General features: G+C 71.8%; 25 protein-coding genes and 1 pseudogene. 11 read left to right on the plus strand and 15 right to left on the minus strand.

The features are described 5' to 3' along the window. Nucleotides 1-20 precede the first annotated feature (20 nt). The 3 genes and pseudogenes from ABEB12_RS41680 to ABEB12_RS41690 form a co-directional block, all read left to right on the plus strand. Entirely contained in the window at nt 21-920 is a 900-nt protein-coding gene (locus ABEB12_RS41680; protein WP_185065821.1) for a LysR family transcriptional regulator, read from the plus strand. Nucleotides 921-1,035: 115 nt separating this feature from the next. After that, nucleotides 1,036-1,749 (plus strand): hypothetical protein, encoded by a 714-nt coding sequence (locus ABEB12_RS41685; protein WP_185065822.1) that lies wholly within the window; start codon nt 1,036-1,038, stop codon nt 1,747-1,749. A gap of 39 nt (nt 1,750-1,788) precedes the next feature. Continuing rightward, nucleotides 1,789-1,983 (plus strand): annotated as a pseudogene (locus ABEB12_RS41690) (PEP-utilizing enzyme); the annotation flags it as partial. A gap of 33 nt (nt 1,984-2,016) precedes the next feature. Here the strand turns inward: ABEB12_RS41690 and ABEB12_RS41695 are convergent. Further along, nucleotides 2,017-3,354 carry an aminotransferase class I/II-fold pyridoxal phosphate-dependent enzyme gene (locus ABEB12_RS41695; RefSeq protein ID WP_185065823.1) on the minus strand — a complete coding sequence of 446 codons (1,338 nt, stop codon included), beginning with the start codon at nt 3,352-3,354 and terminating at the stop codon, nt 2,017-2,019. Between the two features lie 81 nt (nt 3,355-3,435). Here ABEB12_RS41695 and ABEB12_RS41700 point away from each other — a divergent pair, with 81 nt between their 5' ends. From ABEB12_RS41700 to ABEB12_RS41715, 4 genes are all read left to right on the plus strand, one after another. Next, the gene (locus tag ABEB12_RS41700; RefSeq protein WP_185066198.1) at nt 3,436-4,071 is read left to right on the plus strand and encodes a DJ-1/PfpI family protein; all 636 of its coding nucleotides are present in this window, start codon (nt 3,436-3,438) and stop codon (nt 4,069-4,071) included. A gap of 104 nt (nt 4,072-4,175) precedes the next feature. Then, nucleotides 4,176-4,460, plus strand: a complete 285-nt coding sequence (locus ABEB12_RS41705; RefSeq protein ID WP_185065824.1) for an SH3-like domain-containing protein — start codon at nt 4,176-4,178, stop codon at nt 4,458-4,460. After that, on the plus strand, nt 4,453-4,731 hold the full coding sequence (locus tag ABEB12_RS41710; protein WP_185065825.1) for an SH3-like domain-containing protein: 279 nt from the start codon (nt 4,453-4,455) through the stop codon (nt 4,729-4,731). The genes ABEB12_RS41705 and ABEB12_RS41710 overlap by 8 nt, the downstream gene beginning before the upstream one ends. After that, nucleotides 4,721-5,305, plus strand: a complete 585-nt coding sequence (locus ABEB12_RS41715) for a nitrile hydratase subunit alpha (RefSeq protein ID WP_185065826.1) — start codon at nt 4,721-4,723, stop codon at nt 5,303-5,305. Before ABEB12_RS41710 ends, ABEB12_RS41715 begins: the two co-directional genes overlap by 11 nt. A gap of 9 nt (nt 5,306-5,314) precedes the next feature. Here the strand turns inward: ABEB12_RS41715 and ABEB12_RS41720 are convergent, their stop codons facing one another. Genes ABEB12_RS41720 through ABEB12_RS41735 form a run of 4 tightly spaced genes read right to left on the minus strand, consistent with a single transcriptional unit; the run spans nt 5,315 to nt 8,484 of the window. Beyond that, on the minus strand, nt 5,315-5,869 hold the full coding sequence (locus ABEB12_RS41720; protein ID WP_185065827.1) for a TetR family transcriptional regulator: 555 nt from the start codon (nt 5,867-5,869) through the stop codon (nt 5,315-5,317). A gap of 14 nt (nt 5,870-5,883) precedes the next feature. After that, a complete protein-coding gene (locus ABEB12_RS41725; protein WP_185065828.1) occupies nt 5,884-6,342 on the minus strand; it encodes a nuclear transport factor 2 family protein in 459 nt (152 codons plus the stop codon). Nucleotides 6,343-6,376: 34 nt separating this feature from the next. After that, nucleotides 6,377-7,885, minus strand: coding sequence for a flavin-containing monooxygenase (locus ABEB12_RS41730; RefSeq protein WP_345703593.1), 1,509 nt, complete (start codon nt 7,883-7,885; stop codon nt 6,377-6,379). Further along, nucleotides 7,882-8,484, minus strand: a complete 603-nt coding sequence (locus ABEB12_RS41735; RefSeq protein WP_185065829.1) for a TetR family transcriptional regulator — start codon at nt 8,482-8,484, stop codon at nt 7,882-7,884. The genes ABEB12_RS41730 and ABEB12_RS41735 overlap by 4 nt, the downstream gene beginning before the upstream one ends. Before the next feature lie 209 nt (nt 8,485-8,693). Here ABEB12_RS41735 and ABEB12_RS41740 point away from each other — a divergent pair, with 209 nt between their 5' ends. Continuing rightward, nucleotides 8,694-9,683, plus strand: a complete 990-nt coding sequence (locus ABEB12_RS41740) for an LLM class flavin-dependent oxidoreductase (RefSeq protein ID WP_185065830.1) — start codon at nt 8,694-8,696, stop codon at nt 9,681-9,683. 3 nt (nt 9,684-9,686) lie between these two features. On the opposite strand, the gene ABEB12_RS41745 is transcribed toward ABEB12_RS41740, so the two are convergent. Next, nucleotides 9,687-10,547 carry an ion transporter gene (locus tag ABEB12_RS41745; protein ID WP_185065831.1) on the minus strand — a complete coding sequence of 287 codons (861 nt, stop codon included), beginning with the start codon at nt 10,545-10,547 and terminating at the stop codon, nt 9,687-9,689. 67 nt (nt 10,548-10,614) lie between these two features. Further along, nucleotides 10,615-11,643: a Dyp-type peroxidase gene (locus tag ABEB12_RS41750; protein ID WP_185065832.1), complete on the minus strand. Its 1,029-nt coding sequence runs from the start codon at nt 11,641-11,643 to the stop codon at nt 10,615-10,617. Nucleotides 11,644-11,736: 93 nt separating this feature from the next. Here ABEB12_RS41750 and ABEB12_RS41755 point away from each other — a divergent pair, with 93 nt between their 5' ends. Continuing rightward, nucleotides 11,737-11,973 carry a hypothetical protein gene (locus ABEB12_RS41755; protein WP_185065833.1) on the plus strand — a complete coding sequence of 79 codons (237 nt, stop codon included), beginning with the start codon at nt 11,737-11,739 and terminating at the stop codon, nt 11,971-11,973. Nucleotides 11,974-12,019: 46 nt separating this feature from the next. On the opposite strand, the gene ABEB12_RS41760 is transcribed toward ABEB12_RS41755, so the two are convergent. From ABEB12_RS41760 to ABEB12_RS41775, 4 genes are all read right to left on the minus strand, one after another. Then, the gene (locus ABEB12_RS41760; RefSeq protein ID WP_185065834.1) at nt 12,020-12,640 is read right to left on the minus strand and encodes a VTT domain-containing protein; all 621 of its coding nucleotides are present in this window, start codon (nt 12,638-12,640) and stop codon (nt 12,020-12,022) included. A gap of 8 nt (nt 12,641-12,648) precedes the next feature. Beyond that, nucleotides 12,649-12,807 (minus strand): hypothetical protein, encoded by a 159-nt coding sequence (locus ABEB12_RS41765; RefSeq protein WP_185065835.1) that lies wholly within the window; start codon nt 12,805-12,807, stop codon nt 12,649-12,651. Between the two features lie 92 nt (nt 12,808-12,899). Next, nucleotides 12,900-14,156 carry an ABC transporter permease gene (locus ABEB12_RS41770; RefSeq protein ID WP_185065836.1) on the minus strand — a complete coding sequence of 419 codons (1,257 nt, stop codon included), beginning with the start codon at nt 14,154-14,156 and terminating at the stop codon, nt 12,900-12,902. Nucleotides 14,157-14,289: 133 nt separating this feature from the next. Beyond that, on the minus strand, nt 14,290-15,720 hold the full coding sequence (locus ABEB12_RS41775) for an FAD/NAD(P)-binding protein (RefSeq protein ID WP_185065837.1): 1,431 nt from the start codon (nt 15,718-15,720) through the stop codon (nt 14,290-14,292). A gap of 155 nt (nt 15,721-15,875) precedes the next feature. On the opposite strand from ABEB12_RS41775, the gene ABEB12_RS41780 reads away from it, so the two are divergent. Further along, on the plus strand, nt 15,876-17,006 hold the full coding sequence (locus ABEB12_RS41780; RefSeq protein WP_221498800.1) for a LuxR C-terminal-related transcriptional regulator: 1,131 nt from the start codon (nt 15,876-15,878) through the stop codon (nt 17,004-17,006). On the opposite strand, the gene ABEB12_RS41785 is transcribed toward ABEB12_RS41780, so the two are convergent. From ABEB12_RS41785 to ABEB12_RS41795, 3 genes are all read right to left on the minus strand, one after another. Then, nucleotides 17,003-17,725: a GntR family transcriptional regulator gene (locus tag ABEB12_RS41785; RefSeq protein WP_185065838.1), complete on the minus strand. Its 723-nt coding sequence runs from the start codon at nt 17,723-17,725 to the stop codon at nt 17,003-17,005. The two genes, ABEB12_RS41780 and ABEB12_RS41785, sit on opposite strands and share 4 nt — an antisense overlap. A 284-nt stretch (nt 17,726-18,009) precedes the next feature. Continuing rightward, nucleotides 18,010-19,356, minus strand: coding sequence for a M1 family aminopeptidase (locus ABEB12_RS41790; RefSeq protein ID WP_185065839.1), 1,347 nt, complete (start codon nt 19,354-19,356; stop codon nt 18,010-18,012). After that, nucleotides 19,347-23,285, minus strand: coding sequence for a Pls/PosA family non-ribosomal peptide synthetase (locus tag ABEB12_RS41795; protein ID WP_345703594.1), 3,939 nt, complete (start codon nt 23,283-23,285; stop codon nt 19,347-19,349). Before ABEB12_RS41795 ends, ABEB12_RS41790 begins: the two co-directional genes overlap by 10 nt. 323 nt (nt 23,286-23,608) lie before the next feature. Between ABEB12_RS41795 and ABEB12_RS41800 the strand changes: the two genes are divergently transcribed. Then, nucleotides 23,609-24,553, plus strand: coding sequence for a zinc-binding dehydrogenase (locus ABEB12_RS41800; protein WP_185066202.1), 945 nt, complete (start codon nt 23,609-23,611; stop codon nt 24,551-24,553). 95 nt (nt 24,554-24,648) lie between these two features. On the opposite strand, the gene ABEB12_RS41805 is transcribed toward ABEB12_RS41800, so the two are convergent. Then, a partial coding sequence (locus ABEB12_RS41805) for an alpha/beta fold hydrolase (protein WP_345703595.1) occupies nt 24,649-25,232 on the minus strand: 584 nt, incomplete at its 5' end.

Raw genomic sequence — 25,232 nt, forward strand, 5'->3', positions numbered from 1 at the left:
CGCCGGCATAGGCTGCGGCTATGGCCCAGCCGAGGATCGAGACCCAGGATCTGACCGTGTTCCTCGCGGTGGCCGACGAAGGGAGCTTCGGCGCCGCCGCCGTGCGGCTGCAGCTCGCGCAGCCCTCGGTCAGCACCCGGATGGCCGCGTTGGAGCGCAAGCTGGGCGTGCGGCTGTTCCAGCGGGGGCCGCGCGGCAGCTCCCTGACCACCGCGGGTGAACGGTTCGCCCACTACGCCAAGCGCTGTGTGCACCTGCTCGCCGAGACCGAGGCGGCCGTCCGGGCCGACGAGCTGGAACGCCTGGTGGTGGCCGCGCCGGCCAGCCTGGGTACCGCGATCTTCCCGACCGTGCTCGAGGTGCTGGCCGGCGCGCCGATCGACGTGGTCTGCCGCATCGCGCACAGCGACGAGGCGGTCGCGGCGGTGCTGGACGGCAGCGCCCACGCCGCGTTCGTCCTGCGGCGGGTTCTCCCGCCCGGCGTGGAGGCGCGGCTGGTGACCTCCTCGGCGGTCGCCGCCGTCGCCGCGCCGGACCACCCGGCCACGGCGCTGCGGCGGCCCCAGCCCGGTGACCTGCTGGACACCGCGGTGGTCGTGCACAACTGGAGTGAGGACGCGCGGCAGGTCTCGGCGCTGTTCACCGACCCCCGCCGGAACGCCGACCACCCGGTGCGCCTGGTCGGTACGCCGGACATCGCGGTCGACCTGGCCCAGCACGCCGGCTACGTCGCCCTGGTGCCCCGGTACGCCTCGGCGCGCGCCGTCCGGGCCGGCACGCTGGTTCCGCTGGCGCTGCCGCCGCTCGGGGTCGAGCTGGACATCCGGCTGGTCTGCCCGGCCGGGCCGGCGCGGCGCCCGGGCGTCGAACGACTGCTCGCCGCGACGGCCGAGCTGGCTGGCCGCATCGACTCGGCCTGAGGCCCGCCGCGCCGGGACGCTTGCGCTTCGACGGGCGAGGTAGGACACTCCAGCAGCAACTGGGACAGTGTGTCATTTGCTACCGTGTCCCCGGCGATTCGAGGGGTGGCCGATCATGACCGTCAGGTACCAGCGGATCTGTGCGTGGGCGGGCCCGTTCTGCGCCTTTCTGTGGATCATCGCCCTGCTGGTCTTCGCCGGGTTCCTGCCGCCGCACGACCCACAGGCCGGGGCCGACGAGATCGCCCGGATCTACGCGGACAACCCGCTGGGGATCCGGATCGGCCTGGTCATCCTGCTCATCGGCGGGGTGCTCTACCAGCCGTGGGTGGCGGTGATCGCGGTACAGATGAAGCGGATCGAGGGCCGTCAGTCGCCGCTGACCTACGTGCAGCTGGGCCTGGGCACCCTGTTCGTGCTGCTGTTCGTGCTCGCGGCGATCTTCTGGGAGGTGGCCGCGTTCCGGCCGCTGGAGGCGCCGGTGCTGACCCAGCGCTTCAACGACCTGGGCTGGTTCATGTTCCTGGTGTCGGTGCCGATCATCACCGTGCAGGGGCTCGCGCTGAGCCTGGTCGTCTTCCAGGACCGGGACGGCGCGCTGTTCCCGCGCTGGTTCGCCTGGTTCAACATCTGGGCGCAGATCATCTTTCTGCCCGGCACGCTGATCCCGCTGTTCAAGTCCGGGCCGCTGGCCTGGAACGGGCTTTTCGCGTTCTGGATCCCGGCGGGGGTCTACACGGTGTGGATGTGCCTGCTGACCGCCTTGCTGCTGCGCGCGATCGCCGCGCCCGACCCGGTGAACATGCGGCCCGACGGTCAACTTCGGTGAGGCGATCCAGGGCGTGCAGACGCCGCTGAGCTGGGGGGTGTGGGAGCGGGGTATGGAGCCACCACCGACCCGAGCTGGACGCCGCTGTTCATGCTGGCCGACGCCCTGGTCATCGACACCGGCGGCCAGCTGAGCCGCGGCGCCATCGTGGCCCGCGAGCTGGGCGTGTGCTGCGTGATCAACACCGTCACCGGGACCAGGGACATCCCGGACGGCGCCACCATCACGGTGAACGGCGGGACCGGCCTGGTGGAGATCCGGGGCTGGTCAGAGCAGGGCGTCCTCCTCGACGACCCGCCGGACCGTGGTCAGGGTGTCGCGCAGCGTGGAGTGGTCGATCGACCCGAGGGCCAGCCGCAGGGCCTGCGGGGTGTGGGTGGCGGTGCTGAACGGCTCGGCGGTGGAGACGGCGATGTGCCGGTCGGCCAGTGCGGCCGCGACGCGGTCGGCCCGGGCGTCCTCGGGCAGGGGCAGCCAGCGGAAGTAGGACGAGGGGTGCCCGAGGTGGGGCAGTCCGTCGAGTACCGCGCGGGCGATCGCCTGTCGCAGGCGGGCATCGGCGCGTTTCGCCGCCTCGAGGTGGTCGACGGTGCCGTCCTCCAGCCACCGGCAGGCGAGCGCGGCGGTGAGCGCCGGGGTGTTCCAGATCGTGGCCCGGATCTGGCGCTCCAGCGCGGGTACCCGGGTGACCGGTGCGGCAAGGAAGCCGACTCGCAGGCCGGTGGCGACGCTTTTGGAGACCCCCGAGACGTAGACCGTGGTCTCCGGGGCGAGGGCGGCCAACGGCGGGGGAGGGTCGTCGGCGAGATAGGCGTAGGAGGCGTCCTCGATGATGAGAATCCCGTGCCGGCGGGCGATGGCAACCAGTCCGGCCCGTTCGGCCGCGCCCATGACCCAGCCCAGCGGGTTGTGCAGGGTGGGCATGACGTAGATCGCGCGGACCGGCCGCCGGCGGCACAACCGCTCGAGCGCGTCGAGATCCGGGCCCTGGCCACCGGCCGGCAGGGCGGCCAGCTCGAGCCCGAGGGTCTGGGCGAGCACCTTGAACCCCGGGTAGGTGAGGGCGTCGACGGCGACGACGTCGCCGGCCGCCACGGTGGCCATGGCGGCCACCGCAAGCCCGTGCTGGGCGCCGTTGACCAGCAGGACCTGTCCCGCCTCGACGGCCAGGCCGCGGCTCCGCAGGTGCCGGGCGACCACGTCGCGGTCGTGCGGGCGTCCGCCGTGGGGCTGGTAGCGCAGCAGGGCCTCGAGGTCACCGGCGCCCGCGAGGTCGCGCAGCGCCTGGCGCAGCAGGTCGGCCTGCCCGGGCATGGACGGGTAGTTGAAGCTCAGGTCCACGGTCTCCGAGGCGACGGGCTGCATGTCCACTCCGTGGTCGGGCCCGAGCACCAGGTCACGGACGAACGTGCCCCGGCCCTGCTCGCCGCTGACCAACCCCATCGCCTCCAGCTCGGCGTAGGCGCGCGACGCGGTCACCAGCGCGATGCCTTCCCGGGCCGCCAGCTGGCGGTGGGTGGGCAGGCGGGTCCCGGCGGGCAGCCGCCCGGACCGGATGTCCCGCGCGAGCGCGTCGACGACGCCCTTGTACCGGGGGACTCTCACCGGCGCGATTGTAGCCATGACAATTTCTGGACTGTCATGATTCGGTGCTCCTACAGTCCACCGGGACGGAGGAGGAAACCGGTGCATATCGCCATCCTGACCTTCGAGGGCTACAACGAGCTCGACTCGCTCATCGCCCTCGGCGTGCTCAACCGGATCAAGTCGCCCGGCTGGCGGGTGTCGATCGCCAGCCCCACGCCGACGGTGCGTTCCATGAACGGCGTGGTCATCGAGTCGATGGCCGACCTCGACGAGGCGTGCGCCGCCGACGCGGTGATCGTCGGCAGCGGCAGCCGGACCCGCGAGGTGGTCGAGGACCGCTCCATCATGGGCACCCTGGGCCGGCTGGACCCGGCCCGGCAGCTGCTCGCCGCGCAGTGCTCGGGCACGCTGGTGCTGGCCCGGCTCGGGCTGCTGGACGACATCCCCGCCTGCACCGACCTGACCACCCGCCCGTGGGTGGTGGCCGCCGGGATCGACGTGCTCAACCAGCCGTTCTACGCCCGGGGCAACCTGGCCACCGCCGGCGGATGCCTGGCCTCCCACTACCTGGCCGCCTGGCTCATCACCCGCCTGCAGGGCCCGGAAGCAGCCGAAAGCGCCCTCCACTACGTGGCCCCGGTCGGCGAAAAACAGGCTTACGTCGACCGCGCCCTCCACAACATCACCCCCTACCTCCCCGCCGAACCCGCCGCCCTCACGTCCGCCCCGCGCTAGCCGCCCCGCTCGCACACACGCCTTGGCGTTGGCACGCGGGCTTCAGAGCATGTGCCACCGCCGAACGGTGTGTGCGAGCCCAGGGCCGGGCTAGGGTCGGGTGGGTGAGCAGGATTCATGACGTGGGGGGCATGGAGGGGTTCGGGGCGGTCGACCCGTACGACGACGGGGAGGCGTTCCACGCCGACTGGGAGGCGCGGGTGTACGCCTTGCAGGCGGCGCTGCTGCGGCGGGGGGTTTACCGGCTGGACGAGTTCCGCGACGCGATCGAACGGCTCGAGCCCTCGGTCTACCTCCAGACCTCGTACTACGCGCGGTGGCTGGCCGCGATCGAGGACCTGCTGGATCGCAAGGGCGTCCTGGAGCGGGGCTGGGCCGGACATGGCTGACCGCTTCGAGATCGGCAACCGGGTCCGGGTGCGGCTGGACGACCCGGTCGGGCACACCCGCGCGCCCCGCTACGTGCGCGGGCACGTCGGCGAGGTGGTGGAACGGCACGGCTCGCACCCGCTGCCGGACGCGGTGGTGGCCGGGACGAAACCCGGGCCCAGCACGGTGTACGCGGTCCGGTTCGCGGCGGCGGACGTCTGGGGCGAGGGTGGGCACACCGTGACGGTCAACCTGTGGGACGAGTACCTGGAGCCGGCCGATGGCGCATGAGGACGCGGCGATCTCGCAACGGGTTCGCGCACTGGAGACCGAGCTGGAACGGCGCGGCGTGGTGGACGGCGCCACGCTGGACGGGATTCTCGACCGGCTGCTCGCCCGGTCGACGCCCCGTGAAGGCGCCCGGGTGATCGCCCGGGCCTGGGTGGACCAGGCGTTCCGCGACCGGCTGGGCGACGACGGCAACGCCGCCATCGCCGAGCTCGGCCTGTCGATGAGCCACGGGCCGGCGCCGCAGCGGCTGCGGGTGGTGGAGAACACCGAGCGCGTGCACAACGTCGTCGTCTGCACGCTGTGCAGCTGCTACCCGATCTCGCTGCTGGGTCCGTCCCCGTCCTGGTACAAGAGCGAGGCCTACCGCTCGCGGGTCGTGCGGTGGCCGAGGGAGGTGCTCGCCGAGTTCGGGCTCGAGCTACCGGCGGAGACCGAGATCCGGGTGTGGGACGCCAGCGCGGAGACCCGTTACCTGGTGCTCCCGCGCCGCCCGGCCGGCACGGAGAACGCGACCGAGCAGGAGCTGGCCGGCCTGGTCACCCGCGCCGGCATGATCGGCTCGGCGGCGGTGTGAACCGCCGGGTCAGCCCAGGCGCAGCAGCGCGTACACCGCCGAGGCGGCCTCGGCCGGCGGACGGCCGGCCAGGCTGACCGCGTTGAGCGCGCCGAACAGCAGGTCCCGCACCAGGCGCGGGTCCACGGAGTCCGGCAGATGCCCGGTGGACTGCGCCTCGGCCACCAGTTCGGCCCAGCGGCCGACGTAGTCCCGGCGCAGTGCGCCCGCCGTGCCCCCGTCGGGGAAGTCCGGTGCGAGCACCGCCACGGTGTAGTCGCGCAGCTCGTGGGCCGCGACGGCGTGCGCCCGGATCGCGGCCCGCAGCCGGGCGGCCGGCGGCGCGTGGTCACCCTCGGCCGCCAGGGCGGCGTCCAGCCGCTCGAGCGTGGCGCGCAGGCCCTCCTCCAGCACCGCTTCGATCAGCCGTTCCCGGGACTCGAAGTGGAAGTAGATGCTGCCGGCCTTCAGGCCGGCGGCGGCCGCGATGGCGCTCAGGCTGGCCCCGGCGCGTCCGTTGCGGGCCACCTCGGCGGCGGCCGCGTCGAGCAGCCGCCGGCGGGTGCGGCCCCCTTTGGTCCGCACCCGCCCCGACACCGTCATGCTCGCGCGGCGGCGCTCCGGTACACGCCGATCTGCTTCATCAGCCCGAGCAGGTCGTAGCTGGCGGTGAGCCGGCAGGCGCGGTCGCCCCGGAAGTCGAAGACCTCGAGGCCGGAGAACTCGAACGCCCGGCCCGTCCCGTCCAGGCCCGGTGGTTCCATCCGGCCGGTGAAGTGGCCGGTGCCCCTCCAGCTGAACGCCGCCCGGGCCGCGCCGTCGGCGAACATCGGCGGCGCGATGACCTCCCACCGCAGGTCGGGGTAGGCCGCGAGCACATAGCGGATGTAGCCGGCCGCCGCCTGGTGGCCCCGGACCGACCAGCCGGTGTGCCGGGTCGTCGGGCTGTCCAGCACGAAGTCGTCGGTCAGCAGCTCGTGCACCATCTCCGGGCGGTTGTCGTTCCACGCCCGCAGCCAGCCCTCGTACCAGCGCACGGCGAAGTCGCGGTCCAGCATCGGCTCAACCCTTCGCAACGGAAACTAAGAGCTTTTAGAATCTATCAGGTATTAGATTCTGTCGCACCAGGAAGTCCCGGTCGTCCGGTTCGCCGAGCAGCTCGGCCATGGTGGCGCGGTCGAACGGCCACAGGTCGACGGTGCCTTCCTCGGTGAGGTACCAGGAGTTGCAGCCGGTGTTCCAGACGGTGGGGCCGAGCGCGGCGGCGACCTGGTCGTTGAACCGGGTGGCGGCCGGTTCGGTGACCTCCACGGTGTCCAGCTCGCGGTCGCGGAACCGGGCCAGCCACCGGGCGATGTAGCGGGCGGTCAGCTCGGCGGAGTACTGCAGCGAGATCGAGCCGGTGGGGGAGTTCGGCCCGAGCACGGTGAACAGGTTGGGGAAGCCCGGGATGGCGGTCATGCGGTAGGCGCGCGGCCCCTTGGCCCAAGCCTCGTCGATGGTGAGCCCGTCGCGGCCGCGCAGGTTCATCGGGCGCATGTAGTTGTGCGCCTGGAAGCCGGTGGCCAGCACGATCAGGTCGACGTCGTGCTCCCGGCCGTCGGCGGTGCGTATGCCGCGCGGGGTGACCCGTTCGATCGGCGCCTCGACCAGCTCGGCATTGCCCGCCCGGATGGCCCGGTAGTAGGTGTTGGAGAGCACCTGCCGCTTGCACAGCGGCTGGTAGTCGGGGGTCAGCCGGCGGCGCAGCTCCGGCTCGGGCACCTGCCGGCGCAGGCACCAGCGCGCGTACTCCTGGGCCAACCGGCGCCGCCAGCTCGGCCGGGTGGTGATGTCGGCCAGGATGCCCGAGGCCCACAGCAGGACGTCGTAGAGCGCGCGGTGGGCCGCCGGTGGCACCTTGTCGAGGAGCGCGCTGACCACCGCCGGCTGGCGCAGGCCCATCGGAGCCCACATCACCCACTGCGGCGTCCGCACGAAATGGGCCAGGTGGGAGGCCTCGGGCTGCAGCGCGGATACGATCTGCACGCCGGTGGAGCCGGTGCCGATGACGGCGATGCGCCGGTCGCGCATGGTGACGTCCTCGGGCCAGCGGGCGGTGTGCACCACCCGGCCGGCGAAGGTGTCCAGGCCGGGGATGTCCGGGGTGAACGGGTGGTGCAGCACCCCGGTGGCGGCGATGAGGAAGTCGGCCTCGAGGGTGGAGCCGTCGGCCACGGAGATCCGCCAGCCCGCCCCGGTGAACTCCGCGCCGACGACCTCGGCGCCCAGCCGCAGGTGGCGGGCGAGGTCGAGCCGGTCGACCACGTCGCGCAGGTACCGCTGGATCTCCTCGCCCGGCGCGAACACCCGCGACCAGTCCGGCTTCGGCGCGAAGGAGAACTGGTACATCTGCGAGGGGACGTCGCAGGTCAGGCCCGGGTAGCGGTTCCAGTGCCAGACCCCGCCGACGTCGGTGCCCTTCTCCAGCACGGTGAGGTCGGTGAACCCGGCCTCGCGCAGCGTCGCCGCGGTGGCGATGCCGGCGACTCCCGCGCCGATGATGACGACCTTGGGTTCACGCCCGCCCATGTGCCCGCCTTCCAGGTTCGACCGGTTCATCCGGGGGTCCTCTCGGTGATCAGGCCGCGGACGAAGGTGCGGGCCGCGAACCGGACCGCGGCGTCCCAGCTCTGCCGGTGCAGCGAATGCCGGGGGCCGGTGAAGTGGTCGGCCAGGCCGGTCACCGTCGACCACATCAGCACCAGGCTCAGCTCCGGCTCCTCGGCGCCGCATTGGTCGACGATCGCCCGCAGCGCAGCCAGCAGCCGTCGGGCGGAGGTGGCCAGTTGCACCCCGACCTCCGGCTCGAAGTCGGCGAGCCGGTCCACCGCGGTGAGGATGTCGAGTTCCTTGCCGAACTCCGCGTACACGTCCCGATAGGCCGTGGCGACCAGCACGAACAGCTCTTCGAGGTCGTTCGTCCGGGCCAGGACGGGCTCCAGCTCGACCAGCATCCGGTCCAGCCGCTCGCCGTACATCGCCGCGTACAGCGACTCCTTGGTGGCGAAGTAGGTGTACACCGTGCCCAGCCCGATGCCGGCCCGCCGCGCGACCTCCCGCATCCGCGGGGCGGCCATGCCCTTTTCGCGGAGCAGTGCCCGGCCCGCATCCAGGATGTCGCGGCGCCGCGTCTCGCGGTCACCCCACCGTGTCGCCATCGAACACCAATCTGAACGACGTTCATATGAACACAGTTCAGATTGCGGCAACGGTGACCGGTTTGTCAATAACGCGGGTCACGGGCCTGGGGCCCGTCTTCGGCGGAACTGAAGATCCGCTAAAATCTGGCACCTTGCCCGCGGGGCAACGGGGGAAGCGCGCCGCGTTGGCCGCCGCGATCACTGGTCCACGGCGAGGAGGCCGTCTCATGAAGCTCGCTCTCTACCTGCCGAACTTCCGAACCAAGGTGACCGTCAAGGAGCTCGAGGACCTCACCGATCTCGCCGAGGAGCTGGACTTCGACTCGGTCTGGACGCTCGACCGGGTCATCGTCCCGGAGTCCAGCGACCGCGGCGAGATGCAGTTCCCGTTCGGCATGATGCAGGAGATGCCGCGCGGCCTGCCGGTGTCCTCGCGCGGCGAGTTCCTGCAGGGCATGCCGCTGATCCCCTGGCTGGCCGCGAAGACCAGCAAGGTGCGGATCGGCATGAGCATCATCGACACGCCGTACCGCTCCCCGGGCGTGCTGGCGGCCGAGCTGGCCACCATCGACCACCTCTCGAACGGCCGGCTCAACGTCGCCGTCGGCGCCGGCTGGATGCCCGAGGAGTTCGCCGCCTGCAGCGCCACCCACATCTTCCCGAAGCGGCACAAGCACGTGCGCGAGACGATCGAGATCATGCAGGGCATCTGGACGAACGACCTCTTCGAGTACCACGGCGAGTTCGCCGACTTCGAGCTGGCCGGGTTCGGGGCCAAGCCCGTGCAGAAGCCGCACCCGCCGATCTTCTTCAGCGGGCTCAAGGACGCGAAACGCGCGGCGAACCGCGTCGCCAAGTACGGCCTCTCGGGCTGGATCGGGATCCAGGACACCCCCGAGGAGCTCCAGCAGTGGCGCGGCGCCATCGAGCGAGAGCTGGCGGAGCTCGACACCTCCCGCTCGATCGACGACCTCGAGATCAGCAGCATGCTCTGGTTCGTGATCACCGACCAGGACGTCGACCAGACCCCGAACGGCAAGCTCACCAACCTGATGGTGGGAAGCGCCGGCCAGATCACCGACAACCTCAAGCGCTACAAGGAAGCCGGCCTGACCATGCCGCTGCTCTGGCCGCCGTTCCAGGACGTGCCGGTGGCCAAGACGCTGGACGACCTCAAGCGCCTCAAGGAGGAGATCCTGCCCAAGGTCGAGGGGTAGATCTCACTGGCGGGGCGGCGGGTGGAGCTGCTCGAACTCGTCGGCGGCGGTGCGCTGCATCCGGGTGGGTAGCAGCCGCTCGTCCTGCCCGGACTCGGGGTCGTTGAGGCCCAGGGCCACGGCGCGCCGGATCTGCTCGCGGTTGTCCCGCACCACCGACGCGAAGAAGTCGTCGATGCGCGGGTCGTGCAGCACCTCCAGCACGACCCGGAACGCGGTGTCGATCACCGCCTGGACGATCTCGCCGTGGAAGGGCACGCGCCTGAGCAGGCCCAGCTGCTCGTCCGCGGTGATCTTCTCGCGGATGATCGCGCGCAGCTCGTCGCGGTTCTCGTCCAGCGACTTGGCCAGGTTGTCCGGGTAGTTGCCGGTCTCCAGCACCTTGACCACCTCGTCGAGCACGGCGAGGGTGATCGGCCGCTTGATCGCCTGCACGATCGGCTCGGAGAACCGGTCCACCATCCGGTAGAAGAACTGCTCGCCGATCGCCCGGTCGATCGCCCGCCCCACCCGCACCAGCAACAACACGGTGGCCACGAAGTGGTGGGGCGCGATCGCCGGGTGTGCCGCCGGCAGCACCGCGACCATCTCGTACCAGTTGCGCTTGAGGAAGTTCCGGCGCCAACCCACCTTGCGCCAGCGCCGCAGGAAGTCGATGGCGAAGACCGCGCTCACCGCGCAGTCGGCCACGAAGATCCACAGGCCTACCCGGGGGTCCGGCGGGCTGAGCACCATGAACCCGAGCAGGCCGACCGAGATCACGGCGAGCGCGAGCATCACCCAGTCGTCGGCGCGCACGTTGCCGGGCAGGACGCCGCTGTTGAGCTGCGGCGACCAGCCGGACGGGTCGCGGGTGGTGGCCATGGCGGCCTCCCAACTGGTCGGATGGAAGTGCGATCATGGCACGCTGGCCGGCGCGGGTTCAGGCGCCTCAGAGCGTCCGCAGGCCGCCGATGCCCAGGGACTGGTCGGCGGAGTGGGCCGGACCCGGCCCGGGGGAGGGTGCACCGGAGGTGGGCGTGGCGGAGCGGTCCGGCGGGTCGTCGAGGAAGTCGGCGGTCGGCACGTAGAACAGGCCGCCGGTCACCGGGGTGGAGAAGTCCAGGATGCGGTCGTGGTTCCCCGGCGGGTCCCCGATGAACATGTTCGTGAGCATCCGCTCGATCACTTCGGGAGTCCGGGCGTAGCCGATGAAGTAGGTGCCGAACTCCTGCGCCCCGGGACGCCCGAACGGCATGTTGTCCCGCAGGATCTGCCGCTCGGTGCCGTCGTCGTCCACGATCGTGGTGAGCGCGGTGTGCGAGTTGGACGGCTTGGCGTCGTCGGGCAGCTCGATGTCGCTGAGCTTGGTGCGCCCGATCGCCCGTTCCTGTTCCTCGACCGGCAGGGCGTTCCACGCGGTCAGGTCGTGGAGGTACTTCTGCACGATCACGTAGCTTCCGCCGGCGAACTCCGGATCCTCGTCGCCGACCAGCACCGCCGCGTCCGCCGCCGCGCCGCTGGGGTTCTCCGTCCCGTCCACGAACCCGAGCAGGTCCCGTTCGTCGAAGTACTTGAACCCGTGCACCTCGTCGACCACCTCGGTGCGGCCGACCAGCCGGTTCATCAGCTGCCCGGCCAGCTCGAAGCACAGGTCCATGCGGTGGGCCCGCAGGTGGAGCAGCAGGTCCCCGGGAGTGGCCACGGCGACGTGCTCGGCCCCCGCGACCTCCTGGAACGGGTGCAGGCGCGACGGGCGGGGCCCGGCGAACAGCCGGTCCCAGAGCTCGGAGCCGATGCCCACCACGCAGGTGAGCTCGCCCGCCGGGATGCGGAAGCCCACCGACCGGGTCAACCCGGCGACATCGGTCAGCAGGTCACGGACCTCGTCCTCGGCGCCCTCGCGCACGGTGAGCACCAGGAAGATCGCGGTCTCGGTCAAGGGGGTGAGAACGCCCTGCGGCTGGATCGGGTTGGCCATACTCCGCCCTCATTCCCTCCGATTGCCCCGCCCGCACGTGGGTACGCCCCCGGGAACAGTACATCGATCTTCGAGCGGAGGGAGAGGCGACAGATGGCCGACGAAATGCCGCCGGACCAGGTCGAACGGGACGGGGCCGCGCTGAGCGGCGCGGAAGACCTCGATGAGGACCAGCTCCAGGTCGACCCGCTGGAGGAGGGCGTGGAACCGCCGGAGGGGTGGTCCGGGGTGGACAAGCCCGGCATGACCGCCGCCGAGCAGGCCGAGGACCGGCCCCTGGACGAGCGGCTGGCCGAGGAGGAACCCGACGTCGAGGCCGGACCGGGCTGAGCGCGCGGTGTCCTCCTGGCTCGGGCCGGTCGCGCCCGGCCCGTGGTCAGGCGGCCCGGCGCTTTCGCCATACCCACCGGCCGACCAGAGCCAGAACGAGCAGGCCGAGGGCGACGAGCAGGTACAGCTGGTAGGTCACGATCGCGTCGTAGACGATCTCGATGTGGTTGCCGGCGAGGAACCCGACGGTGACGCAGGCCGCGACCCAGACCGCCGCGCCGGCGGCGTTGGCCGCCAGGAAACGCATGGCCGGCATGTTCGCCAACCCGGCGGCGAGCCCGTTGAACTGGCGCAAGCCGTCGACGAACCTCGCCACCGGCACGACCTTCCCGCCGTGCCGGGCGAAGAAGCCCTCGACCTTGTCCAACCGCCGCTCGGTCAAACCCACGTAGCGGCCGAAACGCAGAACCACCCGCCGCCCGCCGTACCGGCCGATCGTGTACCCGACGGCGTCGCCGACGGTCGCCGCGAGGAATCCGGCCAAGGCAACCCAACTGACCTCGAGCCGCCCGGTGCCCGCGTAGATGCTGGCCGCGACGAGCACCGTCTGCCCAGGTGCCGGTACACCGAAGCTCTCCACACCGACCAACAGCACGATGGCCAGATAGCCGTAGTCGATCAGGACCGACTCCAGGGACTCGAAGACTCCGGGCAGCGCGGACGACATACGCCCGCTCAGTCAGTCTCGGGCTGGTCGGCGTGGCCGTACTCGGGGTCGTACCGGAACAGGTCGGGTTGGTCGGTACCGGTTGAGGAGGGTTCGTCCTCGAGGCCCGCGACGGTGACCACCGTCTTGGTGGGTTGCGCGGATTCCGGCTGGCTCGTCGTGGTCATGTTTCCGCCTTTCAGATCGATACATGCTCGTCGACAAGCTCAAACTTCCCCCGCTCGGTTGAGCTAACCGCTGTATCGGTCTAGGCCGGTGGCTATTGGAACCGGAGCGCTTCCACGGGCCGCAGGCGTGCGGCTCGCCACGCCGGGTAGCCGCCGGCGACCAGCCCTATGACCAGGCTGACCATGAACGCGATGGCGACCGCGGCCGAGTTGACCGTGGGGGTGCCGTACTTGGGGGCGATGTGGGGCATGAGCCGCGCGGCGGCCAGCGTGAGGCCGACGCCGACCCCGATCCCGACGAGTCCACCGAGCCCGGCGAGCACGGTCGCCTCGGTCAGGAACTGTTTCATGATCGCGGCCGAACGGGCGCCGATGGCTTTGCGGATCCCGATCTCGCGGGTTCTCTCGGTGACCGATACCAGCATGATGTTGGCGACGCCGAGTCCGCCGACGATCAGTGAGATCGCACCGATCGCGATAATGAAGATGCTGAGGAAGCTCAGGGTGTCATTCATTTTGTCCACGCGATCCTGCATGTTCTTGACGCGGTAGTCGCGCTTCGAAGGATCCTTGATGAGGTGGCGCTCGTCGAGAACCGGGGTTATTTCGTCGACCGCCGCTTTCACGCGATTGGGGCCGACGGCCTTGACGATGATCTGGTCCAGCCGGTCCGCGCCGCCGAACAGGGAGCGCGCCGCCTTGAGCGGAACCACGACGTTGTCCTTGTTCTGCCCGCTGGAGGCGAGGACGCCGATCACCGTGAAGTTCTCCCGGCCCAGCCGGACCTGCTCGCCGACGGCCGAGTGGGTGCTCGTGCCGAACAGCGCGGTGGCGATGTCGGGGCCGAGCACGACCACCCGCTGGTTGCTCGGCCGGTCGCCGAACATCTCGCCCTGGGCCAGCTCCTGGTCGGTGATGGTGAGGTAGTCGCTGGTCGACCCGGTGACGTCCGCCTGGTACTTGGCCTGCTCGTACGTGGCCATCGCCTGGCCGCTGACCACCGGCGTGACGGTGGCGACGGCGCTCGGCTGGGCTCGGTCCTCCAGCGCCTTGACGTCCAGGTCGGTGAGGTCGTGGGTCTGGCCGCCTACGACGCTGCCCTTGACCTTGCTCAGCGTGATCTGGCTGGCCATGGGTGCGTAGGCGGTCTGGTACCCCTCCCGGAGCCCGTCGCCCAGGCCGACGAGCAGGATCACCGCGGCCACTCCGATCACGATGCCGAACGTGGTGAGAATGGAACGCAGTTTGTGCGCGTGCAGCGATCGCGCGGCCGAGGCACAGGTTTGAGTAATACTCATAATCGCTGTCCATTTCCAATCCGCGAATATCTGGCCGGTCGCGCGCCGCAATACTCCCAACAATCACGATCGAAAACAGTCAGGTGCGCACCACCGTCCGGCGGGGGACAACCCCCGCGACCGGTGAGGGCTATCCCTACCCGCTTAATTCGCGGAAGCCGACCGCGCGATCGCCTTCGAGCGGTCAGAAATCGCCCGAGGCCGTGGTCAGGGCTTTGGCGGTGAGTGCGGCCTGGGCGGCGACGCCCGGGATGCTCGAGGTGATGAACGACCGGCCGCCGCCCAGGTCGCCGACCACGTGCACCCTCGGGTCGGCGGGGACCAGTCCCCCGGCGGGGTGGGCGGTGGCCAGGCCGGCGTCCACCAGGGAGCGGGCCAGGTCCTGGGCCGCCGCCGGGATCGTCCGCGGCGGCGGGTTCACCGCGTTGAACACGATCTCCGCGCGGTGTTCTCCCCGGTTGTCGTGCACGCGAAACCCCCGGTTCACCGGCTCGATCGTGTCGACGCCCGAAGCCAGGGTGAGCTGGCCGGAGTCCAGCAGCCGTATCAGGACGGCCGCATTGCGCGGGATCATGGGTGAGGCGACGCTGGTGACCGTGCGGGAGTGGTGCCGCAGCCACGCGCGGTCGGCCGCCGGGAGCAGCGGCCACGCGAACGGGCCGACCGAGTGCGCCGTCTGCTGCACCACGCGGCGCCCGATCCGGGGGTCGTCGACGGCGGCGAACTGCCGCCGGAAGCGCTGGACGGGGTCGTCGGTGGCGGTGGCCCGGAGGTCGGTGAGGAGCTCGTCGAAGTCTTCCCCGGCGTCGGCCAGCTCGCGGCGCAGGAGCCCGGCGAGGTCGTCAAGGGTGACGTTTCCCCGCGCCTTGTGCATGCCCGACACGTTCTCCGCCGTCACGTGCCGCGGTTGCCGGCCGTTCGGGCGTTGCCAGACGTGCGGCAGCACGCCGCTGCGCGAGAGCAGCGTGATCCGTCCCGAATGCCCCCGGGCGGCGAGTGCCGCGACGATGTCCACCGCGGTCAGGCCGCTTCCGATGACCGCCACATGGCCATCGGCCGGGACTCGGTTCAGCGTGTCGGACAGTGGATACGGGTCGGCGATGAAGCCCGGGGTTCCGCCGAGGCCGTAGACGTCCGGGGGAGTGCCCCCGCCCACGCACAGCGCGACGTGGCCGGCGTGGTGTTCGTGTGCGTCGTCGGTGCGCAGCGCCAGGTGGGCGCCGGACCGGGCGACCTCGGTCACGCGGGCGGCCGCCACGCGGACCAGCCAACCCTGCTCGGCCAGCGCCGCCAGGGCCTTCTCCGCAGTGTCGACCAGGTACTCGCCGTACAGCGCGCGGGGGACCAGGGGCTCGCCCATGAGCGGGTCGAGATGGTCGGCGGCGCGTTCGCCCAGCCAGGCGGCGTAGTGGCCGAAGTCGCGGCTCCTGATCGACATGATGCCGGGCGGCGCGTTCACCAGCACCGCCTCCAGGTCCGGGCCGTAGGGCCGGCCCCGCCACAGGTGGGGCGACGGCTCGAATACGGTGACCGTGCCGGTCTTGCCCGGGCTGGCGGCGAGCGCGTCGAGCAGGCTCACCGCCGCGGAGCCGCCTCCGATGGTCGCTAGGTCCATGATCCCTCCAACTGGTGGTTTGTGTGCCATCGACCCTCACCGACGCCGCCCGCGCGCCCCACCCCTCGCGTGAGGGGAACCGGCGCGGCCGACCCCCTCAAACAGGGGGTTGGTGGCGTGCGGCGGGGCAGGCATGCTGGCGGTGGAGGATGCGCATGACCGATTCACTCCGACCGGTGCTCTGGGCGGTCGAACGATCCACCGATGCCGTCGAGCTGTTCGGCCGGGCATCGCCCGCGCTGCGGCGGCTGGTGTCGTTCGACTCGGCCGTGTGGACGGCGGCCGACCCGGAGACCGGCCTGATCACGGCGCCGATGGTGGTGGAGAACCTCGGCTCGGGGGAGGGCTGTACGGCGTACTGGGAGAGCGAGATCCTGGAGGAGAACGTCGTTCCGTTCCGCGAGCTGGCCCATGCGGTGGTACCGGCGGCCGGGTTGTGCGCCGCTACCGGTGGCCTACCCGGCCGCAGCGCCCGCTTCCGGCGCCTGCTGCTGGGGCAGGGGGTGCGTGACGAGCTGCGCGTCGTGCTGCGGGCCGGTGACCGGCCGTGGGGCCTGGTGAGCCTGTTCCGCGACTCCGACGTGTTCCGGCCGGAGGAGATCGCGCTGCTCGCCGAGCTCTCGCGCCCGCTGGCCGCGCGGCTGCGCACGTTCGCCCAGCCGCTCGAGACCGCACCGCGCGCCGACCGGCCGGCCCCCGGGCTGATCGTCTTCGACGAGCACGGGGACGCAATGTCGATCAACGACGAGGCGCGCCGCTACGTTGCCCAGCTACCGGAGGGACCCTCGGTCCCCTCACCGCTCGGGCTGGATCTGCCCATCTGGGTAGTCGGTACCGCTCTGCAGGCCCGGGCCATCGCCGACGGCCGCGACCACGTCGACGCCCGGGTGCGCATCCGGACCACCGAGGGACGCTGGCTTCTCTGCCGCGCTTCCTCCCTCACCGGGCCCGGCGGCCGGCCGGGGATGGTTGCCCTGGTCATCGAACCCACGACGCCCTCCGACCTGGCCGTCCTGGTCGCGGAGGCGTACGGCCTGACGGCCAGAGAGCTGCAGATCACCCAGCTCGTGGCGCGCGGGATGACCACCGCCGCGATCGCCGAGACGCTGTTCATCTCGCCGCACACCGTCCGTGACCACCTGAAGACCGTCTTCACCAAGGCCGGCGTCTCCAGCCGCGGCGAGCTGGTGGCCCGCCTGTTCACCGAGCACTACCGGCCCGCCCTGCCGGAACCGACCCGGGTCCAACGCCCCGACGGGACTATCGCCCTGGTCCGCGGCCTCTAAGACGCCGGGCCTGGTGACCTCGTCGGCCAGCCGGGTGGTGCGGCGGCCAGGGGCAGGCCGTCCCAGGCGATCTGCCCACCGAGGTCGACGAACTCCGCGACCTTGGTGCGCGTGGCCACCAGATCGCCGGTGCGCGCGGTCGCGATGAGCTCGCCCAGCGCGGCGAGCAACGCATTCGGGGGTCCCGGGGAGCCGTCGTGATCGCTCACGCCGTTTCGCAGGTAGCGCTCGAGGGTGTGGCACAGCATCCGCGCAACCCCCATCTCCCAGTGCGGGACCGAGGTTGACAGCAGGGCGAGGTAGATCGCGTGGAACTCCTGGTAGTGCTCGTCCGGGCCGCGCGACCAGGAGGCGCACCGCTCCCACCGCACACTCAGCAGGTCAAGGTGCGCCTCATCCACACCGGTCCGGTGCCGGGTGGCCAGCTCGGGCTCCACCAGTCGGCGCAGCCGGGACACCGCGCGCAGCTCCTCGGCCTCCAACCGGGGCACGAGGGCCGAACGGCCGGGGCGGATGACCAGCAGACCCTCGGCGGCGAGGCTGCGCATCGCCTCACGCACGGGGATGTAGCTCACCCGTAGCTGTGCGGCGAGGGTGCGGAGCGTGAGCTCCTGCCCGGGGCGCAGGCGGCCGGCCAGGATTGCCCGCCGAATATCGGCGGTCACCCGGTCGGCGACCGACTCGATCGCGGAGCTCCCCAGGAACTCGGACTCAGTCACGCCATTCCACTCCTACCGCGCACGTCGATGTCGCATAGCAGGTGAAAACGTCGAGCTGTCGCGAGCCGTCGACGTGTGGGAAGGGCCGTCGCCCGGAACCTGTTCGTCCCCGACCCTGGGCGACGGCCCTCCCTGAATCCCGCGTCATTCATGCGGGCGTGATCATCCAAGCATTCCGAACACGAACTTTCGCGCCCCCAAACGCCCTCTCTATTAAATATCACACGTGTGGGCGACAGTCGTGACCGTCAGAAATTTGTTACGCCACGACCGGTCGACCGGTGTCAGCGGTCTCCGGTGGTGAGACCGGGGAGGGCCGGTCGATGCAGCCACGCGTCGAAGAACTCCGAGAGGTCGGTGCCGGCGTGTTGACCGGCCAGCTGGACGAACCGCTCGGTGGTCACGGTCGCGTGCCGGTTCCGCGCGGCCCAGTCGCGCAGCAGCGAGAAGAACGGCTCGTCGCCGAGCCGCCCGCGCAACGCGTGCAGCACCAGGGCGCCGCGTTTGTAGACCCGCTCGTCGAACATCCGGTCCGGTCCCGGGTCGGCCAGGACCAGGTCGGCCGGCTTGGCCGCCATCCGGGCGTGCCAGTCCCGGGCGTGCGCGTCGGCGGTGCGGCCGCCGGACTCCTCGGACCACAGCCATTCCGCGTAGGTCGCGAAGCCCTCGTTGAGCCAGATGTGTCGCCAGTCGGCGATCGTGAGGCTGTTGCCGAACCACTGGTGGGCCAGCTCGTGCACGACCAGCCGCTCGTGGGTGCGCCGCCCGTCGATGTGGTTCGCCCCGAAGATCGACATTCCCTGGGCCTCGATCGGGTCGTCCAGCTCGTCATCGGTGACGACCAGCTGGTAGTTGGCGAAGGGGTACAGGCCGAAGAAGCCCTCCAGCGCGGTCATGATCGCGGGGTGCCGGCCGAGGTCGCGCGCGGCGTTGCGGCGCAGCCGGGCCGGTATCAGCGCGACCTGGGGCACCGGGCCGGCGGCCAGCCCGACTTCCTCGTAGCGCCCGATCTGCACGCTGACCAGGTAAGACGCCGTGGGTTCCGCCCGCTCGTACACCCACGTCCGGGTTCCGGCCGAGCGGCGCCGCGCGGTGAGCACACCCGTGGCGGCGACCGTGTACGGCGCGTCGGTGGTCACCGAGATGCGGTAGGTCGCCTTGTCCGAGGGGTGGTCGTTGCAGGGGAACCAGGACGGTGCGCCGACCGGCTGGCTGGCGACCAGCGCGCCGTCGGTCAGCTCGTCCCAGCCGACGTCGCCCCATCGGCTGGGGACCGGTGCGGGGTTGCCCACGTAACGCACCTCGACGATGAACCGGCCCTCGACGGGTCGGGCCGGGGTGACGTGCAGCTTCTGGCCGCCGCGCGCCGACTGGGACTGGGTGAACCGGGCCGGACGGCCGTCGACGCGCACCTTCGGCACGCGGAACGGGCCCAGGTCGAGGCTGAACCGGCTCAGCGGCACGTCGGCCACGGCGGTGATCAACGCCTGCCCGCTGAGCCGGTTGGGCGCGAGCTTGTAGTCGATGTCGAGCGCGTAGTGCTCGACCCGGTACCCGCCGTTGCCGTGAGCCGGCAGGTACGGGTCCTCCGACCTCGCCGCGCCGACCGCCGGTTTGCGGTTCAGCCCCACGTGGTGATCGGGTTGCCGAGCCAACGGGTCGCGGCCGGGACCGTGTCGCCCCGGGTCACCAGCGATCCCGGCCCGACGGTCGTCCCCGCGCCGATGCCCGCGCCCGGCAGCACGATCCCGTTGGGCCCGAGGGTTGCGCCCTCGTCGATGTGCACCTCGTCCATGCTCATGATCCGATCATGGAACAGGTGAGTCTGCACGACGCAGCCCCGGTTGACGCATGCGCCGTCGCCCAGCCGCACCAGGTCGGACTCGGGCAGCCAGTACGTCTCCAGCCATACGCCGCGCCCGATGCGCGCGCCCATCGCCCGCAGCCACGCCGTCAGTATCGGGGTGCCGCTCGCCGGCCCGACCAGCCACGGCACCGCCAGCACCTCGACGAAGGTGTCGGCCAGCTCGTTGCGCCACACGAACGAGCTCCACAGCGGGTGTTCCACCGGGCGGAACCGGCCCACGAGCAGCCACTTCGCCACCGTCGTCACGCCGGTGGCCACGACGCCGGCGGCGAGCAGCAGCGGACCGGCCGGCAACGCGGCCACGACGAACCCGGACGAGGACTGGATCACCATCAGCGGCCCGGCGACGAGCACCGCGAGCGCCAGGGAACACATCACCGGAACCACCCGGCACAGCTCGATCAGCCCCCGTGCCACCTTGAGCCGGCGCGGCGGGCGGTAAGTGCGGCTGGTGTCGCCCCGCTCGACCGTCCGGCGCAGCGGCATCGGCGGCAGGCCGAGCCAGGACGAGCCCTTCTTGGCCTTGCGCGGTGCCGCGGACAGCACACCGACGAGCCCGCGGTTGGGCACCGAGCGGCCCGGTGCGGTCATCCCGGAGTTGCCGAGAAATGCCTGCTTGCCGACGCGCGACGGCGCGACGTGCAGCCAGCCACCGGAGAGCTGGTAGGTGCCGACCATGGTGTCGTCGGCGAGGAACGCGCCGTCCGCGACCGTGGTCATCTTCGGCAGCGCCAGCACCGTCGACGCCTCCACGTCCCGGCCCACCTTGGCGCCCAGCAACCGCAGCCACGGGGCGGTGAACTGGCTGGAGTACAGCGGGAACAGGTTCGTGCGCGCCAGGCCCATCAACCGCTCGGTGGCCCAGACCTGCCAGCCGGCGCGGCTGTGCACCGGGTGGAAGCCCTCGGCCATGCCGATGCCCAGCAGGCGCACCCCGGCGGCGACCAGCGCGGCGGTCGTGAGCAGGTACGCCAGCGTCGCGGGGGCGACCATGAGCAGCGCCCGGGCGAGTGCGGCCGAGGCGGACGTGGTGCCGGCGACGCCGAGAGCGACGATCGCCAGCGCCGGCAGCCCGGCCACCGTGGGCAGCAGACCGAGCAGCATCGACGTGACCCCGTAGGCGAGCGCCCAGGCCCGCGAGCGGGCCGGCCGGCCCGACGGCCAGCGCACTGTGTTTCTCTTTCGGCCTGCCGGCGAGCCTGCCCCGTCCTTTCTGGTTCGCCCCGCCGGCGAGCTTGGTCCGTTCTTGCCGGTCCGCGCGGCGGGGGAGCCCGCCCAGCGTTGGCCGGCGGGGACGGCACCGAGCACCGTCGAACCCGCCGCGATCTCGGCGCCCTTGCCGACCCGCGTGCCCGGCAGCAGCGTGCTGCGTGAGCCGACGGTCGCCCCGGCGCCGATCCGGATCTTGCCGATGTGCACGACGTCGCCGTCGACCCAGTGCCCGGCCAGGTCCACCTCCGGCGCCACGGCCGCGCCGCGCCCCAGCTTGAGCAGGCCGGTCACCGGCGGGCTGGAGTGCAGGTCGACGTCCTTGCCGATCTTCGCGCCGAGCGCGCGGGCGTACCGGGTGGTCCAGGACGCGCCGGAGACACCGGTCGCGCCGGACAGCTCGGCGAGGCGGGTGGCTGCCCACAGCCGCACGTGCACCGGGCCGCCGCGCGGGTAGCTGCCGGGACGCACGCCGCGCAACAGCAGCCGGGCGCCGCCGGCGGCGATGCCGATCCGGCCGGCCGGGCTGAACAGCACCAACCAGGCCAGGGCGAGCGACCACCAGGGCGCCACCGGCATCCACGGCGCGGCCGCCCAGGGGAGCGCGACGGTGACGACCGTCGAGATCGCGGCGGCGGCGCTGGCCCAGCGGAGGCCCACCAGCGCCAGCATCGGCGCCATGAACAGCGCCTGCGCGACCGCCGCCCGCCGGGGGGTCGGGGCGACGTCGCGCCGGCTGGTGGTGGACCCGCCGAGCGCGTCCACGCGCGCGCCGAGCGACCCCAGCCGCGGGTTCAGGTAGATGTCCTGGACCGACACCTGCGGGTGCCGGGTGCGGATCCGGGCCACCAGCTGGGCAGCGGTGAGGCTGCCGCCGCCGTGGTTGAAGAAGTCCGCATCCGGGTCGGTCACCCGTATGCCGAGGATCTCCGCCCAGCTGTCGGCCAGCCAGCCCTCGGTGGGAGTCAGCAGACCGGATGCCACGGGGTCGCCGCCGTCGGCCGCCGGTAGGGGCCAGGGCAGGGCGTCCCGGTCGACCTTGCCGGATGTACGGGTCGGCAGGTCGTCGACCACCGCGAGCAGCGGCACCAGCGCGGCGGGGAGCTGCTCGCGCAGGGCCAGCGACGCGGCCGTGATATCCACGGTGTCCAGGTCGCCCTCCGGCACGACGTATCCCACCAGCACCTGGTTACCGGCCCGGGTGCGGCGCACGGCCGCCGCCGCGCCCCGGACGCCGGGCAGGGTGAGCAGCGCGGCGTCGACCTCGCCCAGCTCGATGCGCCGCCCGCCCAGCTTGACCTGCTCGTCGGCGCGCCCGAGGAACAGCAGCCCGTCCTCGTCGGCGCGCACGACATCGCCACTGCGGTACGCGCGCTCCCAGCCCAGCGAGGGCAGCGCGGCGAACTTCGCCGCGTCCTTCACCGTGTCCAGATAACGGCCGAGGCCGACCCCGCCGATCACGAGCTCGCCGCTCTCGCCCATCGCCACCGGCTGGCCCGCACCGTCGACGACGGCGAGCGCCCAACCGTCGAGCGGCAGCCCGATGCGGACCGGCCCCTCCCCGGTGAGCCGGGCGGCGCAGGCGACGACGGTGGCCTCGGTCGGCCCGTAGGTGTTCCACACCTCGCGGCCCTCGACGGCCACCCGCTCGGCCAGCTCGGGCGGGCAGGCCTCCCCGCCGAAGATCAGCAGGCGCACGTCCTCCAGCGCCTCCGCCGGCCAGAGCGCGGCGAGCGTGGGGACGGTGGAGACGACGGTGATCCGCCGCGCCTGCAGCCACGGTCCGAGGTCGACGCCGGTGCGCACCAGCGCCCGGGGCGCCGGGACCAGGCAGGCACCGTGACGCCAGGCGAGCCACATCTCCTCGCAGGAGGCGTCGAACGCGACCGACAGCCCCGCCAGCACCCGGTCCCCGGGCCGGATCGGCTCGTCGGCGAGGAAGAGGCGGGACTCGGCGTCGACGAATGCCGCGGCCGAGCCGTGGCTGACCGCGACGCCCTTCGGCGTGCCGGTCGAGCCGGAGGTGAAGATGATCCACGCGTCGTTGCCGGGCCCGGGTGCGCCCGGTGTGCCGATCGGCGCGTCGCGGGTGGTGAGGGACCCGCTGTCGCCGAGGACCGCGCACACCCCGGCCTCGCCGAACACCAGCTCGGCGCGCTCCTCGGGGTCGTCGGCGTCGACCGGGACGTACGCGGCGCCCGCGGCCAGGACCGCGAGGATCGCCACGTACAGCTCGGCGGTCCCGGAGGAGATCCGGATCCCGACGCGGTCACCGACGCCGACGCCGGCGAAGTCGAGGCGGCGTCGGATGACGTCGACCTCCTCGATCAGCCGGCGATAGCTGAGCACCGTTCGGCCGGCGTCGACCGCGGCCTCGTTGGGGTGCTTGGCGGCGGTCTCGGCGAGCACGTCGAGCAGCGTGCGGCGGGCCGGAGCGGCCGCGGCAGGGTAGAGCGCGGGGCCGCGGGTAAGGGCGAGGGTCAACGGGGACTCGCCTTGGTCGGTGTGGTCCGGGCACGGCAACGGCAGCGGGCAGCGCGCGGGCGCATGTCTCACCCTCCTGGTGAAATGTGCTGTGGCGGCTGCCGGGTCGAGGCTGGGTGCGGGACGTGCGGCACCACCCGGGGGCACAGCGGACTGGATTCGAGGTTAACGGCAGGTGTCCGTCCGGGTCCCGAAGACGTGTGAGAGTTCACGGCGGAGCTACCGACGGCCAAAGTCCGTTACTATGCTAGTACAATCAGTATTATGTACTAGTACAAAAGGGGAGACCGCAAATGCTCGAGGCAACGGAGCGCGGAGCACGCATGCGGGCAGTGGTGCAGCGGGAGGCCGGCGGGCCGGAGGTGTTGCGCCTGGCCGAGATCGACCGACCCGATCCGGGGGCCACCGAGATTCTCGTGCGGGTGCATGCCGCCGGGGTCAACCCGCACGACTGCAAGACCAGGGCGCGTGGCTACTCGTCGTACAACGATGACCGGCCGCCGTTCGTGCTCGGCTTCGACGTCGCCGGGGTGGTGGCCGCCGTGGGCAGCGGAGTGACCCTGTTCCGACCGGGCGACGAGGTGTTCGGCATGCCGCGGTTCCCCCGGCACGCGGGTGGCTACGCCGAGTACGTCACCGGACCCGCACGCCACTTCGCCGCCAAGCCCGAGTCGCTGGACCACCCGCGGGCCGCCGCGCTGCCGTTGGCCGGGCTCACCGCCTGGCAGGCCCTCGTCGACACCGCCCACCTCCGGGACGGACAGCGGGTGCTCATCCACGCGGCGGCCGGTGGCGTCGGCCATCTGGCGGTGCAGATTGCCAAGGCAAGGGGAGCGCACGTCATCGGCACCGCCCGCGCCGCGAAGCACGAGTTCCTCGCGCGACTCGGCGCCGACGAACTGATCGACTACACGACCGACGACTTCGAACGGCGAGTACACGACGTGGACGTCGTGCTCGACACGCTCGGCGGCGACGTGGCCCACCGGTCGATGAAGGTGCTCCGACCGGGCGGGACCCTCGTCACGATCATCCCGCCGGACCAGGGCGGCACCGCCGACCTGCTGCGCGACACCGGCCACCGCACGCACTGGATGCTGGTCGAACCGGACCGCGCCGGCCTGACCGAGCTGGCCGCGCTGGTCGAGGAGGGCCGGCTGCGGGTGCACGTCGACGCGGTGTTCCCGCTGGCCGAAGCCGAGGCGGCGCACCGTCAGGTGGAGGGCGGGCGAACCACCGGCAAAGTGGTGCTCGCCGTGTCGGGCTGACCAACAGATGCCCTGTCGCCGGCACGGGTCGAGTGGTGCGCGGCCGCTGGCGGACTTCGAGGCCCACAGGCCGATACTCGAGGCGATCGGGACTGTCACCCACCTGGGTGAGGACCATGGGCTGGCGTCTCCGGTAGGTCTGCCCAGAAGTTCGTCAGAGCCTCAGCAACCGGCGCCGGCGTCTCCTCCGGCCACCAGTGGCCCACGCCCTCCAGATGCGCCATCCGTGCACCCGATTGGCGCGCTGCCCACTCGTGCTGCACCAACGTCCCGCTGGCTCTCTCGAAGTCGTCCACGGCGATGAGAGCGAGCCCCGGACGTTGTGCGGCGCTCGGTAGGAGCCGTCCCGCTTCGGCCATCGCCGGCTGTCGTGCCGACCGCAACAGCTTGAGGACGGCGCGACCCATCTCGGGATCCATGCCTGCCGCGACCCGCTCCGCCATGCGCCCGGTCATACCGAGGGCCGAGGTCACCGCGAGTCGCTGCTCCAGGTCGCCTCCCCACAACTCCTGCACCGAGGCTTCCCCTGTGCCCTCCTGCTGCCACACCTGTGCCCGCGGATGCCAGAGGTAGTCGGGCGCGAACACGCCGAGGGCATCGGAGGCCCAACTGCGAATCAGATCCGGACGGCTCATGGCCAGCGCCGCGACGTGAATTCCGCCCCAGTCGTGACCGACCA

Source organism: Actinospineispora eucalypti, from assembly GCF_039543365.1.
In the GTDB taxonomy this organism is placed as follows: Bacteria; Actinomycetota; Actinomycetes; order Mycobacteriales; family Pseudonocardiaceae; genus Pseudonocardia; species Pseudonocardia eucalypti.

What these genes read in the sequence shown, in the direction of transcription:
- ABEB12_RS41735 (WP_185065829.1), bottom strand. Translation starts at nt 8,484, where the DNA reads ATGGCGACACGGTGGGGTGACCGCGAGACGCGGCGCCGCGACATCCTG.
- ABEB12_RS41750 (WP_185065832.1), bottom strand. Translation starts at nt 11,643, where the DNA reads ATGGCCAACCCGATCCAGCCGCAGGGCGTTCTCACCCCCTTGACCGAG.
- ABEB12_RS41775 (WP_185065837.1), bottom strand. Translation starts at nt 15,720, where the DNA reads ATGGACCTAGCGACCATCGGAGGCGGCTCCGCGGCGGTGAGCCTGCTC.
- ABEB12_RS41685 (WP_185065822.1), top strand. Translation starts at nt 1,036, where the DNA reads ATGACCGTCAGGTACCAGCGGATCTGTGCGTGGGCGGGCCCGTTCTGC.
- ABEB12_RS41740 (WP_185065830.1), top strand. Translation starts at nt 8,694, where the DNA reads ATGAAGCTCGCTCTCTACCTGCCGAACTTCCGAACCAAGGTGACCGTC.
- ABEB12_RS41780 (WP_221498800.1), top strand. Translation starts at nt 15,876, where the DNA reads ATGACCGATTCACTCCGACCGGTGCTCTGGGCGGTCGAACGATCCACC.
- ABEB12_RS41730 (WP_345703593.1), bottom strand. Translation starts at nt 7,885, where the DNA reads ATGAACCGGTCGAACCTGGAAGGCGGGCACATGGGCGGGCGTGAACCC.
- ABEB12_RS41745 (WP_185065831.1), bottom strand. Translation starts at nt 10,547, where the DNA reads ATGGCCACCACCCGCGACCCGTCCGGCTGGTCGCCGCAGCTCAACAGC.
- ABEB12_RS41725 (WP_185065828.1), bottom strand. Translation starts at nt 6,342, where the DNA reads ATGCTGGACCGCGACTTCGCCGTGCGCTGGTACGAGGGCTGGCTGCGG.
- ABEB12_RS41755 (WP_185065833.1), top strand. Translation starts at nt 11,737, where the DNA reads ATGGCCGACGAAATGCCGCCGGACCAGGTCGAACGGGACGGGGCCGCG.
- ABEB12_RS41760 (WP_185065834.1), bottom strand. Translation starts at nt 12,640, where the DNA reads ATGTCGTCCGCGCTGCCCGGAGTCTTCGAGTCCCTGGAGTCGGTCCTG.
- ABEB12_RS41715 (WP_185065826.1), top strand. Translation starts at nt 4,721, where the DNA reads ATGGCGCATGAGGACGCGGCGATCTCGCAACGGGTTCGCGCACTGGAG.
- ABEB12_RS41710 (WP_185065825.1), top strand. Translation starts at nt 4,453, where the DNA reads ATGGCTGACCGCTTCGAGATCGGCAACCGGGTCCGGGTGCGGCTGGAC.
- ABEB12_RS41680 (WP_185065821.1), top strand. Translation starts at nt 21, where the DNA reads ATGGCCCAGCCGAGGATCGAGACCCAGGATCTGACCGTGTTCCTCGCG.
- ABEB12_RS41765 (WP_185065835.1), bottom strand. Translation starts at nt 12,807, where the DNA reads ATGACCACGACGAGCCAGCCGGAATCCGCGCAACCCACCAAGACGGTG.
- ABEB12_RS41800 (WP_185066202.1), top strand. Translation starts at nt 23,609, where the DNA reads ATGCGGGCAGTGGTGCAGCGGGAGGCCGGCGGGCCGGAGGTGTTGCGC.